Source organism: Saccharomonospora halophila 8, assembly GCF_000383775.1.
Taxonomy (GTDB): Bacteria; Actinomycetota; Actinomycetes; order Mycobacteriales; family Pseudonocardiaceae; genus Saccharomonospora; species Saccharomonospora halophila.
Genome location: NZ_KB912557.1, coordinates 135,350 through 150,952 on the forward strand (window position 1 = coordinate 135,350; position 15,603 = coordinate 150,952).

The 15,603-nt window shown below is 70.5% G+C and carries 13 protein-coding genes and 1 tRNA gene; 8 read left to right on the top strand and 6 right to left on the bottom strand.

Annotated elements, in window-relative coordinates:
* A partial coding sequence (locus SACHA_RS26625) for an NAD(P)-binding domain-containing protein (protein WP_039738941.1) occupies positions 1-169 on the bottom strand: 169 nt, incomplete at its 3' end.
* A 111-nt stretch (positions 170-280) separates the two neighbouring features.
* On the opposite strand from SACHA_RS26625, the gene SACHA_RS0113085 reads away from it, so the two are divergent.
* From SACHA_RS0113085 to SACHA_RS0113110, 6 genes are all read left to right on the top strand, one after another.
* Positions 281-892 (top strand): TetR/AcrR family transcriptional regulator, encoded by a 612-nt coding sequence (locus tag SACHA_RS0113085; RefSeq protein WP_019810488.1) that lies wholly within the window; start codon positions 281-283, stop codon positions 890-892.
* Between the two features lie 304 nt (positions 893-1,196).
* Positions 1,197-2,657 (top strand): pyridoxal phosphate-dependent decarboxylase family protein, encoded by a 1,461-nt coding sequence (locus SACHA_RS0113090; RefSeq protein ID WP_028663149.1) that lies wholly within the window; start codon positions 1,197-1,199, stop codon positions 2,655-2,657.
* Entirely contained in the window at positions 2,654-4,348 is a 1,695-nt protein-coding gene (locus SACHA_RS0113095) for an IucA/IucC family protein (protein WP_019810490.1), read from the top strand. The genes SACHA_RS0113090 and SACHA_RS0113095 overlap by 4 nt, the downstream gene beginning before the upstream one ends.
* The gene (locus tag SACHA_RS0113100) at positions 4,345-5,640 is read left to right on the top strand and encodes a lysine N(6)-hydroxylase/L-ornithine N(5)-oxygenase family protein (RefSeq protein WP_019810491.1); all 1,296 of its coding nucleotides are present in this window, start codon (positions 4,345-4,347) and stop codon (positions 5,638-5,640) included. The genes SACHA_RS0113095 and SACHA_RS0113100 overlap by 4 nt, the downstream gene beginning before the upstream one ends.
* Positions 5,641-5,720: 80 nt before the next feature.
* Positions 5,721-7,508, top strand: coding sequence for an IucA/IucC family protein (locus SACHA_RS0113105; RefSeq protein ID WP_019810492.1), 1,788 nt, complete (start codon positions 5,721-5,723; stop codon positions 7,506-7,508).
* 98 nt (positions 7,509-7,606) lie between these two features.
* Positions 7,607-8,155, top strand: coding sequence for a GNAT family N-acetyltransferase (locus SACHA_RS0113110; RefSeq protein WP_028663151.1), 549 nt, complete (start codon positions 7,607-7,609; stop codon positions 8,153-8,155).
* A 190-nt stretch (positions 8,156-8,345) separates the two neighbouring features.
* Here the strand turns inward: SACHA_RS0113110 and SACHA_RS0113115 are convergent, their stop codons facing one another.
* From SACHA_RS0113115 to SACHA_RS0113130, 4 genes are all read right to left on the bottom strand, one after another.
* Positions 8,346-10,322 carry an ArnT family glycosyltransferase gene (locus tag SACHA_RS0113115; RefSeq protein WP_019810496.1) on the bottom strand — a complete coding sequence of 659 codons (1,977 nt, stop codon included), beginning with the start codon at positions 10,320-10,322 and terminating at the stop codon, positions 8,346-8,348.
* Positions 10,319-11,602, bottom strand: a complete 1,284-nt coding sequence (locus SACHA_RS0113120; RefSeq protein ID WP_019810498.1) for a glycosyltransferase — start codon at positions 11,600-11,602, stop codon at positions 10,319-10,321. Before SACHA_RS0113120 ends, SACHA_RS0113115 begins: the two co-directional genes overlap by 4 nt.
* Before the next feature lie 64 nt (positions 11,603-11,666).
* Positions 11,667-13,160 carry a HAMP domain-containing sensor histidine kinase gene (locus SACHA_RS0113125; protein WP_028663152.1) on the bottom strand — a complete coding sequence of 498 codons (1,494 nt, stop codon included), beginning with the start codon at positions 13,158-13,160 and terminating at the stop codon, positions 11,667-11,669.
* Positions 13,138-13,860 carry a response regulator transcription factor gene (locus SACHA_RS0113130; protein WP_028663153.1) on the bottom strand — a complete coding sequence of 241 codons (723 nt, stop codon included), beginning with the start codon at positions 13,858-13,860 and terminating at the stop codon, positions 13,138-13,140. The genes SACHA_RS0113125 and SACHA_RS0113130 overlap by 23 nt, the downstream gene beginning before the upstream one ends.
* Positions 13,861-13,982: 122 nt before the next feature.
* Here SACHA_RS0113130 and SACHA_RS22000 point away from each other — a divergent pair, with 122 nt between their 5' ends.
* Positions 13,983-14,525: a hypothetical protein gene (locus SACHA_RS22000; RefSeq protein ID WP_039739007.1), complete on the top strand. Its 543-nt coding sequence runs from the start codon at positions 13,983-13,985 to the stop codon at positions 14,523-14,525.
* A 539-nt stretch (positions 14,526-15,064) separates the two neighbouring features.
* On the opposite strand, the gene SACHA_RS0113150 is transcribed toward SACHA_RS22000, so the two are convergent.
* Positions 15,065-15,138 (bottom strand) — tRNA-Ile (locus SACHA_RS0113150).
* 196 nt (positions 15,139-15,334) lie between these two features.
* On the opposite strand from SACHA_RS0113150, the gene SACHA_RS25460 reads away from it, so the two are divergent.
* A partial coding sequence (locus SACHA_RS25460; RefSeq protein WP_039738945.1) for a protein kinase occupies positions 15,335-15,603 on the top strand: 269 nt, incomplete at its 3' end.

Consider the following 15,603-nt stretch of genomic DNA (forward strand, 5'->3'; position numbering starts at 1 on the left):
CGTCCGCCGCCCGCGCGGCCGACGCGCTCGGACCGAGCTCCGCGACGAGGCGTGTCAGGGTCTCCGGCCCCCGCGAGTTGGCCAGGACGACGGCGTAGCCGTTCGCCAGCGCCGCCCGCGCGATCTGACTGCCGACCTCACCGGCACCGATGATCCCGATCGTGGTCACGGCCCGCTCCCCTCCGCCTCATTTTGTACCGATCGGTTGAAGCCTAGCACCTTTTGTACCGATCGGTTGGTGACAGACATCACTATTTGTACCGAGCGGTAGAATGGGGCGGTGGACACGGACAAGCCCCGTGCGGGCCGGCCTCGCGCATTCGACGAGGAGGCGATCCTCGACCGCGCCGTCGACGTCTTCTGGCGGCATGGCTACGACGGGACGTCGTTGAGCCACCTCACCGACGCCATGGGCATCAACCGGCCCAGCCTGTATGCCACGTTCGGCAGCAAGGAGCAGCTCTTCCGACGCGCCTTCGACCGCTACCGCGAAACCAGAGTGGCCTACATCGGCGACGCCTTCGACCAGCCGACCGCGTACGCCGTCATCGAGCACTTCCTGCGCAGTAGCGTCGACGCGCTGACCGCCGACGATCACCCCCGGGGGTGCCTGTCCGTCCAGGGTGGCCTGGCCTGCTCGCCGGAGAACGCCGGCGTCTCCGAAGTCCTCGCCGCCGGCCGGGCCGCGACGGAGGACGCGCTGGCGCAGCGGCTGTCGCGAGCGGTGCGGGAGGGTGATCTCCCGGACGACGCCGACACCCGGGCACTGGCGCGGTACGTGATGGTGCTCAGCGAGGGTTTCGCCGTCCACGCCGCGGCCGGTGCCGAACGCGACGATCTCCACGCCTCGGTCGACCTCGCGCTGCGATCCGTCGCGGCGCTCTGCGCGTGACCGATCACGGAAGACCTCCTGAGGTCCTCGGCCGGGGAGTCGTCGGCAGCCGGGGCTTCGATCGGATCGGGCGATCGACGTGAAATCGGGCTCCGTCTGACGCGGCGCGCCACCCCTCCCGATCGGGAAGACATCCACCACCTTGATCACGCGCTGGCATTAGGTTAGCCTCACCTATGCTCCATCGAAGACCGTGATCAACCACCTCGTGCGGCAGCTACCGACCGAGAGCGGCCCCGGGCCGGTGACGACCCGCCGCTTCGCGGCACCGGCCGATCCGCACGGGCAGGAAGGTGAGAACCACATGACAACCAGCACCCGACTCGCGGGTGGTGACAGCGGGCCGGGACACCTCCGTCCGCTGCTGTCCGTCGCGGTGGACGCGCTCGAGAAGGGCATCGTGGACCGCGCCGGACCGCTGCCCGCCGGTGGCCCCGAATTCGTCGAGTCACCGACCTCCGACGTCCTGCCGCGGGAGGGGCTGGGTGTGGAACCGGCTCTCGCGGAGATGGTCCAGGCCTTCGCCCGCGGTGCGGCCGACCCGGCCGATCCGGCGTGCGTGGCGCACCTGCACACGCCTCCGCTGGCCGTCGCCGTCGCGGCCGACCTCGCCGCCGCCGTCCTCAACTCCTCCCTGGATTCCTGGGATCAGGGGCCGTCGGGAACACGGGTCGAGTCGGAGGTGGTGCGGACCCTCACCGACCTGGTCGGCTACGACCCCGCCGCCGCCTCCGGTGTCATCACCTCCGGGGGCACGGAATCCAACCTCACGGGGCTGCTGCTGGCCCGGGAACACGGCCTGCTCCGGGCTTTCGGCGTCCCGTCGACCGTCACGGGGATACCTCCCCACGCGCACGGGCGGCTGCGGATCCTGTGCGCGGAGACCACACATTTCTCGGTCGCGCGTAGCGCGGGGGTTCTCGGGCTCGGGGAGGACTCCGTCGTGCGGGTCCCCGTCGACGAGCACCACCGGATGGCGCCGCGGGCACTGCGGCCGATCCTAGAGGCGATGCGCGGCCGCGACGAGCTGCCGATCGCGCTGATCGCCACCGCGGGGAGCACCGACCTCGGGGTGATCGACCCGCTGCCGGAGCTCGCGGACCTCGCGGCGGAGTACGGCCTGTGGTTCCACGTGGATGCCGCCTACGGCGGGGGCGCGTTGTTCTCCGAGCGGTTGGCGCCGTTGCTGGCCGGGATCGAACGCGCCGACTCGGTGGCCCTCGACCTGCACAAGTTGGGCTGGCAGCCGGTCGCCGCGGGAGCCTTCCTGGTGCGCCGTGCGGAAACCTTCGAGCCGATGGAACGGCGGGTCGCCTACCTCAACCCCGCCGATGACGAGGACGCCGGGTTCCAGGGGCTGCTCGGGCGTTCCCTGCGGACCACCCGTCGCCCCGACGCGCTGAAGATCGCCGTGACGTTCCGCGCGCTCGGCCGCGACGCGCTGGGCACTCTCGTCGACCGCTGCCACGATCTCGCCCGGCACGCCGCGGACGCCGTCCGGGCCGAGCCCCGGTTCGAGCTGTACCGGGATCCGGTCCTCACCACCGTGCTCTTCCGCTACCTGCCCGGGGCCGGTGATGCCGACCGGGTCAACGCGCGGCTGCGACGCACGCTGCTGCGGGAGGGCACCGCCGTGGTGGGCCGCACGGAACTGGACGGTTCGGTGTGGCTCAAACTCACCCTGCTCAACCCGAACACGACCGGCGACGAGATCGAAACGCTGCTCGCCGGAGTTCTCGATGCCGGTGCCAAGGAGACGTCGTGACCGTCCACCCTGCGATCACGCCGGAGAACGGACGGATCGCCGATTCCGCGACCGTGAACGGACTGCTGCGGTGCTGGCTGCGGGAAACCGGACAGCCGGTGCCCGCCTGCGGCGCGTTGGCCCTGCCGTTACCGGCCAGTGCGTCGACCCTGCACGCCGAGGTCCTGTACCGCTCGCCGACCGGGCACCACCGCTTCGGGGAGGTCCGGCTCGGCAACGGGACGCCGCTCGGTGCCGTCACCGTGGCGTCGCTGCTCGCCCTCGAATCCGGCGCCGGACGGGGCACGTCCCCCCAGGCGACCACCGACCTCGTCGGCAGGGTGGCCGACTCCGCGACCCGGGCCGCCCGGCACCTCCAGCACCGCGGGGACAACGCGGACGAGCCGCCGGAGGCGACCCCCTTCCTCCGGGCGGAACAGGCACTGGTGCTGGGCCACCCGTTGCACCCCGACCCGAAGAGTCGGCAGGGCCTCAGCGAGTCGGAGGCCCGACGGTTCTCCCCCGAACTGCGCGGCAGTTTCCCGTTGCACTGGTTCGCGGCCGACCGGTCGGTCGTGTCCCGGGAGGGGGGCGCGGCGTTGGAGTCGCTCGCCGACCTGGCTCCCGAGGTCCCGGACGGCACCGTCGCGGTCCCGGCGCATCCGTGGCAGGCCCGGGAGGTGCGGTCCCGTCCGGGGGTGCGTCGCCTGCTCGACTCGGGTCGACTGCACGATCTGGGCGAATGGGGGCCACCGTGGTGGCCGACCGCGTCGATCCGCACGCTCTACCGGCCGGACGCACCGGTGATGCTGAAGTTCTCCCTCGGTCTGCCGATCACCAACTCCAAACGGGAGAACCTCCGCAAGGAGCTCGCGCGCGGCGCGGAGATCGACCGGTTGCTCGACGCCGGGCTCGCCGCGGAATTCGCGGCGGCCCACCCGCGGTTCGGCGTGGTGCGCGACCCCGCGTGGTTGGCCGTCGACGTGGACGGGGCCGTGGAGAGCGGCCTCGAACTCGTCATCCGGGAGAACCCGTTCGGCACGGACGACCGGGTGTCCTGCGTCGCGGGCCTGGTCGCCGAACGGCCGGACCGCGGCGCCCCGGCGCTCACCGACCTCATCACGAAGCTGGCGCACCGGTACGGGACCGACAGCGACGACATCGCCGCCCGGTGGTGCGCACGCTACTTCGACGAGGTGCTCGCCCCCGTGCTGTGGCTGTATCGCGAGTACGGGCTGGGTCTGGAGGCGCACCAGCAGAACACGCTGGTCACCCTGGACGCCGAAGGCTGGCCGTGTGGCGGCTGGTACCGCGACAACCAGGGTTACTACATCTCCGAGACCCGTGTTCCCGCGCTCGAACGCTTCGTTCCCGGGGTGGGCCGGGTGGGCGACAACCGTGTCGCCGACGCCGTCATCGACGAGCGGCTGGGGTACTACATCGGGGTCAACAACCTGCTCGGACTGGTCGGTGCGTTCGGTTCGCAGGAGCTCGCGGACGAGCGGGGACTGCTGAGGATGCTCCGGGAACGGTTGCGCGGTTACTCCGATCTCCCTCTCGCCGGGACGCTGGCCGAATCGAGCACCCTGCGCTGCAAGGCGAACATGCTCACGCGGCTCGACGGACTGGACGAACTGGTCGGCCCGCTGGAGACCCAGTCGGTGTACGTCGACATCGCCAACCCGTTCGCGGAGGGAGGTACCACCGCGTGAACCACGTTCACGACGTGCTGGGCGTCGGAATCGGGCCGTTCAACCTGTCCCTGGCGGCCCTGGCCGAACCCGTGTCCGACCTCTCGGTCGCGTTCCTCGACACGAAACCCGAATTCTCCTGGCACGCCGGGCTGCTCATCGAGGGAACCACACTGCAGGTGCCGTTCCTCGCCGATCTGGTCACCATGATCGACCCCACGAGCCGGTGGTCGTTCCTGTCCTACCTGCGCGAGCACGAACGGCTCTTCCCGTTCTACTTCGCGGAGAAGTTCCACATCTCCCGCCGCGAGTACGACGACTACTGCCGGTGGGTGGCCGACTCCCTGCCGTCCTGCCACTTCGGGCGGCACGTCACCGCAGTGCGCTGGGATGACGCCGAGCAGGTCTTCCACGTGCAGGCCGAGGACGTCCGGACCGCGCGACGGGAGAGCTGGGCCGCCCGCACCGTGGTTCTCGGGGTGGGCACCGAGCCCGTGGTTCCCGAAGCACTGCGCGGGTTGCCGGACAAGGAGGCCTTCCACGCCTCGTCGTATCTCGAACGGCGGGAGTCCCTGCGGGACGCCGAGGACGTCACGGTGATCGGGTCCGGGCAGTCCGGTGCGGAGGTGATGCTCGACCTGCTCCGGGGCCGGGAGAGCACCGGCCGACGGCTCCGCTGGCTCACCCGCTCCCCCGCGTTCGCGCCGATGGAGTACTCCAAACTCGGTCTGGAACACTTCACCCCGGACTACACCCGGTACTTCCACTCGCTGCCGCAGCCGACCCGGGACCGGCTGGTGCCCACGCAGTGGCAGCTGTACAAGGCGGGCAGCGCCGGGACCCTCGCCGCGATCCACGACGAGCTCTACGAGAGCAGCGTCGGCGGCCAGCCTCCGGACGTCCGGCTCATGCCGAACGTCGCGGTGACCGGTGCCGAGCGAACCGCCGACGGCATCGAACTGGCGTGCCGGCACGTCGAACAGGACCGCGCTTTCGACGTCCGCACGGAACGGGTGGTCCTGGCCACCGGGTACGCGGCGCACCGGCCGGCCTGTCTGGACCCGCTCGCCGACTTCGTCGACCGGGACGAGCACGGCCGCTACCGGGTCGACGACGAGTACCGGGTCGCGCTGTCCGGGGAGATCGAGGGCCGGTTGTACGTGCAGAACGCGGAAATGCACAGTCACGGCGTGGGAGCGCCCGATCTCGGGTTGGGGGCCCACCGCAGCGCGGTGATCCTCAACTCGGTCACCGGCCGTGAGGTCTACCCACTGCCGCGGCGCACCGCGTTCACCACCTTCGGCGTCGGGTGACGCGCCCGCCACCGTCACCGCCACCGCGCCCACGCTCCCCGTCGCGATCCATGACCATCCCCACCCCACGGAGGAATCCGATGTCGTTGTCCGTCCCCGCCGAGCTCACCGCGGACAATTGGCGGCGCGCAGGACGGGACCTGCTCGCCAAGTCCCTCGCCGAACTGTCCTACGAACTGCTCCTGGAACCCGTGGAGACGGCCCCCGGCCGGTACCGGGTCGACCTGCCCGGGGAGATCTCCTACTTCTTCCGCGCCAGGCGCGGAGCGTTCGGCCACTGGACCGTCGAGCCCGACTCGATCGTGCGCAGCCGGTCCGGTGCCGAGCACCCCGCGGAGGATCCGCTCCGGTTCCTGCTGGATTCCCGGTCGACCCTGGGCATCAGCGGGGACACCACCGGGCATCTCGTCCGGGAGCTGACCGCGACGCTGTCGGCGGACGCCCGGCTGTGGGCCTCGGACGAGGCCGGTGCCGCCGCGCTCGCCAAGATGTCCTATGTGGACCTGGAGGGGTATCAGACCGGCCACCCGTGGATCCTGCCGAACAAGGGACGGATCGGATTCTCGGCCTCCGATGTCGCCCGCTACGCTCCGGAAGCCCGCGCGACCCTCCGGTTGCCGTGGATCGCCGTGCACGGCTCGCTGGCCGACTACCGCGGCGTCGAGGGCCTGACCAGCGCACGGTTGCTCGACGGCGAGCTGGACGAGCGGACCCGGGAACGCTTCACTGAGCGGTTGACCGCCCGGGGGCTCGATCCGTCGGACTACGTGTGGCTGCCGGTACATCCGTGGCAGTGGGACGAGGTGGTCCTCCCGGTGTTCGCGCCCGCCGTCGCCGCCGGACACATCGTGCCCCTGGGCGAGGGCCCGGACTCCTACCGCGCGCAGCAGTCGATCCGGACCTTCGCCAATCTCGACGCACCGTGGCGGCACCACGTCAAGCTGCCCCTGTCGATCCTGAACACCCTGGTCTGGCGGGGCCTGCCGACCGAGCGCACCGGCGCGGCGCCCGCCCTGACCTCCTGGGTACTCGGTCTCGCGGAGAACGATCCGTACCTGCGCGACGAGGCCCGGGTGGTGCTGCTCGGCGAGGTCGCCTCCGTCACCGTCGCGCACCCGGGGCTGGAGGAGATCCCGGAGGTTCCGTACCAGTACCGGGAACTGCTCGGCGCGATCTGGCGGGAGCCGATCAGCGACAAGCTCGACCCGGACGAGCGCGCCCGCACACTGGCCTCCCTGCTGTACGTCGACCGTCGGGGACGGGCGTTGCTCACCGAACTCGTCGAGCGTTCCGGGACGGACGCGCGGACGTGGTTGCGGAGTCTGTTCGGCGCGCTGATCCCGCCACTGCTGCACTTCCTGTACCGCTACGGGCTGGTGTTCTCCCCGCACGGCGAGAACACCATCGTGGTCTTCGGCAGTGACGACGTGCCGACCCGGCTGGCGGTGAAGGACTTCGTCGACGACGTCAACATCGCCTCCGCCGAACTGCCCGAACTGGAGAGTCTGCCACCCGAGGTCTCCGAGGTGCTGTTGCGCGAGGAACCACAGTTCCTCTGCCAGTTCATTCAGAGCGGACTGTTCGTCGGGCACTTCCGGTACCTCGCACCGCTGGTGGAGGAGCACGTCGGCATCCCGGAGCGGGAGTTCTGGGCGATGGTGCGGCAGCAGGTGCTCGACCACCAGGCCGCGTTCCCCGAACTCGGGGAGCGGTTCCGAATGTTCGACCTGCTCACGCCGGAGATCGAACGGCTCTGCCTGAACCGGAACCGGCTGCTGCTGGACGGCTACCGCGACCGCCCCGAGCGCCCGCACGCGGCCGTGTACGGCACGATCCCCAACCCGCTGCACGAGTCGGGACTCCCCTGAGCCCGCCCTCGGCGGACCGTCGACGGCCACGGTGGTGCGCGGACTCGGCAGGGTCCGCGCACCGAGGGGGCGAACCAGGCACACGGAAGGCAGGCAACATGGAACATCACGCAATCGCCGGACCTCCCTTGCCCCGGATGCGCGCCCCGTGGTCCGTCCGGCCCGCCGAGCCGGACGGACCGGACCTGGACCTGATCCACGACTGGATGCACACCCCGCACGTGGTCGCCTTTTGGAACCAGGACTGGACCCGCAGCCGCTGGGCGGAGACTCTCCGGCGCCAACGGGCGGGGGACCACTCGCTGCCCTGCCTGGTTTCCCACGACGACGTCCTGATCGCCTATCTCGAGGTGTACCGGGTGGCCCGCGACCGCCTGGCCGACCACTACCCGCACCAGCCGGGCGATCTCGGGGTGCATGTGGCCATCGGCGCCCCCGGGGACACCGGCCGCGGGCTCGGTCGGTCGCTACTGCGCGAGGTGGCCGACGGCCTGCTCGCCACCGACCCCGCGTGCGGCCGTGTCGTGGCCGAACCGGACGTGCGCAACGTGCCCTCGGTCAAGGCATTCCGGAAGGCCGGGTTCCGGTTCGTCACCGAGATCGACCTGCCGGAGAAGACGGCGGCGCTGATGGTGCGTTCACGGTGAGACCGGCGGCGACGCGGAGAATCGGCGAGCCTCCGGGGGCCGGTCGCACCGCGTGCGTGACCCCGACCACCGAGCGGCGCCGGAGCAGGGACTCCCCTGGTCTCCCGCCCGGCAGCGAACCCGCCGCTTCTCGTGCGCTCGTGGAACACCCCGTACTCCCGTGGTAGCGGTGGGCGGCTGTCGCAAGACGTCAGCGCAGGTCGTAGACCGTGACCCCGCCGATGGTCGTCTCCTCGAAGTTGGCTTCCACCCAGGAGCTGATTTCGCTGCCGGACCTGCCACCACCAGGGCCACCTCCCGGACCTCCGCAGCCGTCGGCCTGCCCGTCGTTTCGTCCGCCGGGTCCGGCATTCGGACCACCGTCCCCGGGCACACCGCCGCCCGGGCCACCCATGCCGCCGTTGCCGCTCACGAAGTAGGCGATCCGCCCTTCCGACACCCACTGCTTGAACTGCTCGAGCGTCGGTGCCGGGTCGCTGCCGGTGAACCCGCCGATGGCGATCACCGGACGCCCGGAGGCGAGCTGCAGGCTTCCCTGCCCCTGCGCGCCCACCGCCGCCGCGGCCCAGTCCGTGTCGGTGTTTTGCAGTGCCGCCACCAGCGTGGCGTTCGCCGTTCCCGTGCCGGGACCGCCCTGGCCACCCTGACGGCCCATCATGTCAATGCCGTCGCCGGACGGTCCGGACTCCGGCAGCGAGCCGGTGTGCGGAACCGACGCCGTCGTCTGCGCGTAGGCGCCCGTTGCCGACAGCCCCGCCAACGCGGTCACCACGGCGACCACGACGGCGGCCCTGCGGAACCGATGCACGCCGACCGCGATCGCCGTCGCGGCGAGGACGCCCAGTGCCAGCACGATCCACCGCAGCGCCGGCAGCCAGTCCGGGGTCCGTTCGAGCAGCACGAAGGACCATACCGCGGTCACCGCGACCATCGCCGACAGCGTGATCCGTGCGGGCGGGTGGTCCCGTCCGCGCCACAGTTCGCGCACGGAAATGCCGATCAGACCGGCGATTCCGGGCGCGAGGGCGACCGTGTAGTACGGGTGGATCGTGCCGGACATGAAGCTGAACACCAGCGCGGTGCCGAGTGTCCACCCGCCCCACAGGATCAGCGAGGCGCGGGTGCGATCCGTCCGCGGCGCGCGCCGGGTGAACCACAGACCCGCGACGAGACCAATCAGCGCGGCCGGCAGGAGCCACGACGCCTCGGCGCCGAAGGAGGTGTTGAACATGCGCAGGATTCCGGGCTCGCCCCCGAACGCCGATCCCATGCCGCCCCCACCGCCGGGAGCGCCACCGCCGCCCCGTCCCAGAATTCGGCCGAGCCCGTTGTATCCCAGGGCCAGTTCGAGCTCCGTGTTGTTCTCCGAGCCGCCGATGTACGGCCTGCTCGCCGACGGCCACAGGTCGACGAGCGCGACGAACCAGCCCGCCGACACGATCACGGAAACCCCTGCTCCGAGTAGCCGCAGCAACCGCTTCGGCAGCGACACCGGAGCCGCGACCAGGTACATCAGCGCGAACGCCGGAAGCACGAGAAACGCCTGCAGCATTTTCGCCAGGAAGCCGAAGCCGATGGCCGAACCGGCCAGCAGAATCCATCGCCACTGTCCCTTCTCGACGGCGCGTACCATGAAGTACGCACCGAGCACGAGCAGGAACACCAGCAGCGCGTCGGGGTTGTTGAAACGGAACATCAGTACGGCGACCGGCGTCAGCGCGAGTGCGGTACCCGCGACGAGACCGGCGACCGGGCCCGAGCACCGGCGCACGGCCGCATACAGCAGTGCCACGGAGCCGACGCCGAGCAGCGCTTGCGGCGCGAGCATGCTCCACGTGCTGAACCCGAAGATCCGCCCGGACAGTCCCATCAGCCACAGCGACGCGGGCGGCTTGTCGACCGTGATGACGTTGCCCGCGTCCAGCGACCCGAACAGCAGCGCCTTCCAGCTCTGCGTTCCGGACTGCACCGCTGCGGCGTAGAACGAGTTGCCGTACCCGGTGGACCCGAGCCCCCACAGGTACAGCACGGCGGTTCCCACCAGCAGCACTGCCAGCGCCGCCCATTCCCATCGCGACCGGCCACTGCCCGTCGCCCCCTCAGGGGCCCGCGTGCCCGGTGTGGTCGCCGTTCGGATGCGCTCGACCACGTGCGTCGCCGCGTTCATCGGGCTGCCTCCTCGGAGTCGGAACCCGCGGGGCGGGTGTCGTCGCCGGAGCCGGCGGGGCGGAAGACCCAGCCGCGGAAGAGCAGGAACCGCATGATCGTGGCGACCAGGTTCGCGCCGACGAGCGTGACGAGTTCGAGGGTGCGGTCCGGCTGGGTCACGAGTTCGAGCATCGCCAGCGACCCACTCGTCAGCCCAAGACCGAGCCCGAAGACGACGAGTCCCTGCAAGTGATGCGTCGGCGCGCGGTGTCGGCCGCGGACCCGGAACGTCAGCCTGCGGTTGGCGGCCGTGTTGCCGATCGCGGTGAGCAGCAGAGCTGCCAGGTTGGCAGCCTGAGCGCCCATGCCGAGCCGCAGCAGCAGGTACAGCACCAGGTAGGCGAGGGTGCTGGCGACGCCGACCGCCGCGAATCGCACGAGCTGGCGGGCGAGGCTCTCCGGGACACCGTCCGCCAACACCGGACGCGGTGCGCGGCCGAGTTGTGCGCGAAGCCGTGCGACCGGTACGGAGCCGGTGACCGTGCCTCGCAGTAACCGTGCGATGCCTTTCAGGTCGGCGACGGCGGTCGACACGATGTCCACCCGAGAATCAGGATCGTCGACCCAGTCGACGGGAACCTCGTGAATCCGGAGGTCGGCACGCTGGGCGAGCACGAGCAGTTCGGTGTCGAAGAACCACGCCGGATCCGTCACGTGAGGAAGCAGCCTGCTCGCCACGTCGGCACGGATCGCCTTGAAACCGCACTGGGCGTCGGAGAACCGGGCGGCCAGCGTGCCGCGCAGCAGCAGATTGTAGCAGCGCGAGATGAACTCCCGCTTGGGTCCGCGCACTACCTGCGAGCCGTGGGCGAGCCTGCTGCCGATCGCCACGTCCGAGTGCCCGGAGATTAGTGGCGCCACGAGCGGTGCGAGAGCGGCGAGGTCGGTCGACAGGTCGACGTCGAGGTAAGCCAGCACCGGCGAGTCCGACGAGGACCACACGTGCCGCAGTGCCCGGCCGCGCCCCGTCTGTTCGAGTCGGACGACGCGGACCTCGGCGAGCTCGTCGGAGAGCCGTCCGGCGACCAACGGTGTCGCATCGACGCTGGCGTTGTCGGCGATGGTGATCCGAAAGGTGTAGGGGAAAGCACCGACGAGATGCGCATGCAGGCGCCGGACGCACGGTTCGAGGTCGGTCTCTTCGTTGTACACCGGCACCACCACGTCCAGCACCGGCGCGGGGCCGTCGGTGCCGACACGCTCGCGCCGTCGTTCTGGTTCGGTCTGAATGGCCGTCATACCACTACAGTCGACCGCCATGCTGGGCTCTGGGTGTGTCGCGGCTGTGCATTGGCTGTGCGTATCAGTTCGCGGGCAGCCGCACGGTGAACACGGTGCGGCCCGGTTCGCTGTCGAGGTCGACAGTGCCGTGGTGGGCGCTCACGACGGCGCTGACGACCGCTAGACCGAGTCCGGTGCTGCCGGTCGCCCGCGATCGCGACGTCTCGCCGCGGGCGAATCGTTCGAACACGACCCCGGCGAGTTCGTCGGGGATGCCCGGTCCGTCGTCGGTGACCGCCAGCGTCACCGCATCGCCGGACGTGGACAGCGCCGCCGTGACCGTCGTTCCGTCCGGCGTGTGCTTGCCCGCGTTGGACAGTAGGTTGGCGATCACTTGGTGCAGGCGCGTGTCGTCGCCGCGGACGGTCACGGGTTCCGGCGGAAGGTCCAGTCGCCACTGGTGACCTGGCATCGCGACCGTGGCGTCGCTGACCGCGTCGACGACGAGTGCCGACAGGTCGACCTCGGCCTCGGCGAGCGGCCTGCCCGCGTCGATGCGTGCCAACAGCAGCATGTCCTCGACCAGTGTCGTCATCCGGCCGGTTTCCGACTCGACGCGCCGCAGTGCGTGCGCTGTCTCCGCCGAAAGGTCTTCGTCGGAGCGCCGGATGAACTGGGTGTAGCCGCTGACGGACGCGAGCGGGGTACGCAGTTCGTGACTGGCATCGGCGACGAACCGGCGCACTCGGGTCTCGCTCTCGTGCCGTGCTACCAGGGCGTCGCCGACGTGCCCGAGCATGCGGTTCAGCGCCGCTCCCACCCGTCCGACCTCGGTCCCCGGGTCGGTGTCCACATCGGGTACTCGGACCGGGAGCTGCACCTCGCCCTCGTGCAACGGGAGTTCGGTGACCTTCTCGGCGGTGTCGGCCATCCGCTCCAGCGGGCGCAGGGTGCGGCGGACGACCAGGGCGCCCGACACGCCGGTGATGAGCAGGCCCGCCAGCGAGACGCCGCCGAGGATCAGCCCGACACCGAGCAGCGTGTCGTGGACGTCGTCGAGCGGAAGACCCGTGATCACGACGTCGCCGAGTTCGTTGTGCAGTGCGGACACCCGGTAGTCGCCGAGGTCGCCGAGGGACACGGTCTCGGGTCGGCCGTCGACCGGGATGTTCAGGAGGTCGTCTTCGAGCGAGGGCCCGAGCGGCCGCGGGGTGCCGTCGTCACCGAGGATGCCCGCGTGGACGACGGAGCCGTCGATGACGAGGCCCGCGATCGTGCCGGGAGACGTGCCGCGCGCGCCGAGCGGGTCGGGTGGCGGGCCCGGCGGGCGAGGTGAGTCGGGACCTAGGCCGGGGCGGTCGGACACCCGGACCGCACGGTCACCCGCGGAGGTCAGTTGTTCGTCGAGTTCGTGCACGAGAAACGCGCTCAGCGCGATTTCGGTGACCACACCGATCATCAAGCAAATCACGGCCAGGAGGGCGAGCAGCTCGCCGATCAGCCTGGTACGCAGGGACCTTCGGGATGTTCTTCGGGAGCCGCGCGTCCGGCGGTCAGGGCGCCGGCTTGAGGACATACCCGGCCCCGCGCACCGTGTGGATCATCGGCGCTCTGCCCGCGTCGATCTTTTTGCGCAGATACGAGATGTACAGCTCGACGATGTTGGCCTGACCACCGAAGTCGTAGTTCCACACCCGGTCGAGGATCTGCGCCTTCGACAGCACGCGGCGAGGGTTGCGCATCAGGTACCGCAGGAGTTCGAACTGGGTGGCGGTGAGGTGGATGTCGTCGCCACCGCGGGTCACCTCGCGGGTGTCCTCGTCGAGGACGAGATCGCCGACGACGAGCTGCGAACCGGACGCCGTGGTCAGCGCGCCCGTGCGGCGCAACATCGCCCGCAGGCGGAGCACGACCTCCTCGATCGAGAACGGCTTGGTGACATAGTCGTCGCCGCCGGAGGTGAGCCCTGCGATGCGGTCCTCGACCGCGTCCTTGGCTGTGAGGAACAGAACCGGCAGTTCGGGGCGGTCGCTGCGCAGGCGTTGGAGCACTTCGAATCCGTCGAAGTCCGGAAGCATGATGTCGAGCACCACGATGTCCGGCCGGAACTCGCGCGCCGTACGGACCGCACCCAGGCCGTCGCCCACGCTGCGCACCTCCCAGTCGTCGTAGCGCAGGGCCATCGACAGCAGTTCGGCGATCGGCGGCTCATCGTCCACCACAAGAGCGCGGACCGTCGACTTCGCGCCGCCTGATCCGGTGTGTCCGCGGGTCATGGGCTCATCGTCGCGCACGCGATTGAGATCTTCTTGGGAAGAACCTGTGCGCGAACTGTGTGACAGGAGGTTCATGGCCGAGACACAGCTCACGCACAGTTCGCGACGGCACCCTGTGCAGCATGAGCGAACAACACGAGACGCAACAGACCTGGGGCGCGCCGCCCGTGTCCGGACCTCGTCGCTGGACGGCGCGGATGACCGCCGTCGCGGTGGCGGTGGGAGTCGGTATCGCGGGGGCGAGTGGCCTGGCCGTGTGGGCCGGCACGAGCGCCGACTCCGGCGGCGACGACCGGTTCGGTGGCATGCCGGGAATGTCCCGTGGCACGAACGCCATGCCAAGAGGAATGCAGGGCGTCCCCGGCACCATGCGTGGCGAAGCGACCGACGCGCTGCACAGCGAGTCCGTGATCGAGGTCGACGGTGGTTACGAGACGCAGCTGACGCAGAAGGGATCCGTGATCTCGTTGACCGCCGACTCGGTCACCGTGCGCAGCGCGGACGGCTACACCGAGACGTACACCATCGACGCGGACCGGGCCGTGACCAGCGGGTCCAGGCATGCCGGGGATGCCGGGCAACTCACCGAAGGCGCAATCGTCACGGTCACCGCGACACGCGAGGGCGACACGGCCGTGGCGACCACGATCGAGGATGGCAGATAACTGGACCACTCCGGCACAGCACCGCATGTACCCGTGATCAGAGCTCGAAAATCACCGACGCGAGATCCGTGGCGCACGACCAAGGCGCTGCGGACACCTTCGCGAGGCTGGCGATAAGCCCAGACGAGTCCGCCAAGCTCATCGCCGGCATCCCCGAGATGTCACCGGCCGGTACTGGTCAGCACCACCATTTGCCGCTGCAGAATCTCGACTCGCCGCCGCCGTCGTCGTCGTCGGGTTTGACGTAGACGTCCACGTCGTCGTCGCTGATGGCGCCCATGGTGGCGAGGATGGTGACGGCGCCGACGCTGATACCGGTAGTGCGGCCACAGTGTGCGATGGACACGGCTGTTTCGGGCTCCCCTCCAGTGTCGTGCGGGCTGGTTATGGGGGAGCTTCGCAGACCGCCGGGGTGTTGTGGGCCGGTCCGCGGCCCTCGCACGTGCAGCAAAAGGGGCGGTGCGGGGAGTTGCCCCGTTTTGCTCCACGAGGGGCGCACCACCCCTCGTGGGGTCGACGCTTCCCCTCGGTCACCATAGTGGGCCGGGCGGGGCTCGAACCCGCGGCCAAGGGATTATGAGTCCCCTGCTCTGACCTCCTGAGCTACCGGCCCGTCGCCGAGTGCGCCCGCCGCGCGGGCACGCCCCGGCACCTCGCACTATAGCCCCCACCACACCTCCGCCCGCACGCGCCGTCACGTTCCGCCACGCAGCGCGGACGCCCCGTGCCGCGCCACGCTGCGCGACCTGACGGTGCGGGGTCGCCCGCGCCACCTACCCTGACCCGGGACACACGAAAGGGTGACGCGGGTGAGCGAGGTCGGCGATCTGCTGGCGGGCCGGTACCGGCTGCGGCGGCACCTCGGTAGTGGCGCGATGGGCTCGGTGTGGCTGGCCGACGACGAGCGGCTGCAGCGGCAGGTCGCGGTCAAGGAGCTGCACGACCCCGGCACGGGCGGCGATCAGGCCGCCGCCGACGAGGCACGGCAGCGGGCCATGCGGGAAGGGCGCATCGCCGCGCGGCTGCACCACCCGAACGCGGTGGCGGTGCACGACGTCGCCGAGCACGCCGGATCGCC

What these genes read in the sequence shown, in the direction of transcription:
- SACHA_RS0113130 (WP_028663153.1), bottom strand. Translation starts at nt 13,860, where the DNA reads ATGACCCGCGGACACACCGGATCAGGCGGCGCGAAGTCGACGGTCCGC.
- SACHA_RS0113115 (WP_019810496.1), bottom strand. Translation starts at nt 10,322, where the DNA reads ATGAACGCGGCGACGCACGTGGTCGAGCGCATCCGAACGGCGACCACA.
- SACHA_RS0113110 (WP_028663151.1), top strand. Translation starts at nt 7,607, where the DNA reads ATGGAACATCACGCAATCGCCGGACCTCCCTTGCCCCGGATGCGCGCC.
- SACHA_RS0113120 (WP_019810498.1), bottom strand. Translation starts at nt 11,602, where the DNA reads ATGACGGCCATTCAGACCGAACCAGAACGACGGCGCGAGCGTGTCGGC.
- SACHA_RS22000 (WP_039739007.1), top strand. Translation starts at nt 13,983, where the DNA reads ATGAGCGAACAACACGAGACGCAACAGACCTGGGGCGCGCCGCCCGTG.
- SACHA_RS0113125 (WP_028663152.1), bottom strand. Translation starts at nt 13,160, where the DNA reads ATGTCCTCAAGCCGGCGCCCTGACCGCCGGACGCGCGGCTCCCGAAGA.
- SACHA_RS0113090 (WP_028663149.1), top strand. Translation starts at nt 1,197, where the DNA reads ATGACAACCAGCACCCGACTCGCGGGTGGTGACAGCGGGCCGGGACAC.
- SACHA_RS0113105 (WP_019810492.1), top strand. Translation starts at nt 5,721, where the DNA reads ATGTCGTTGTCCGTCCCCGCCGAGCTCACCGCGGACAATTGGCGGCGC.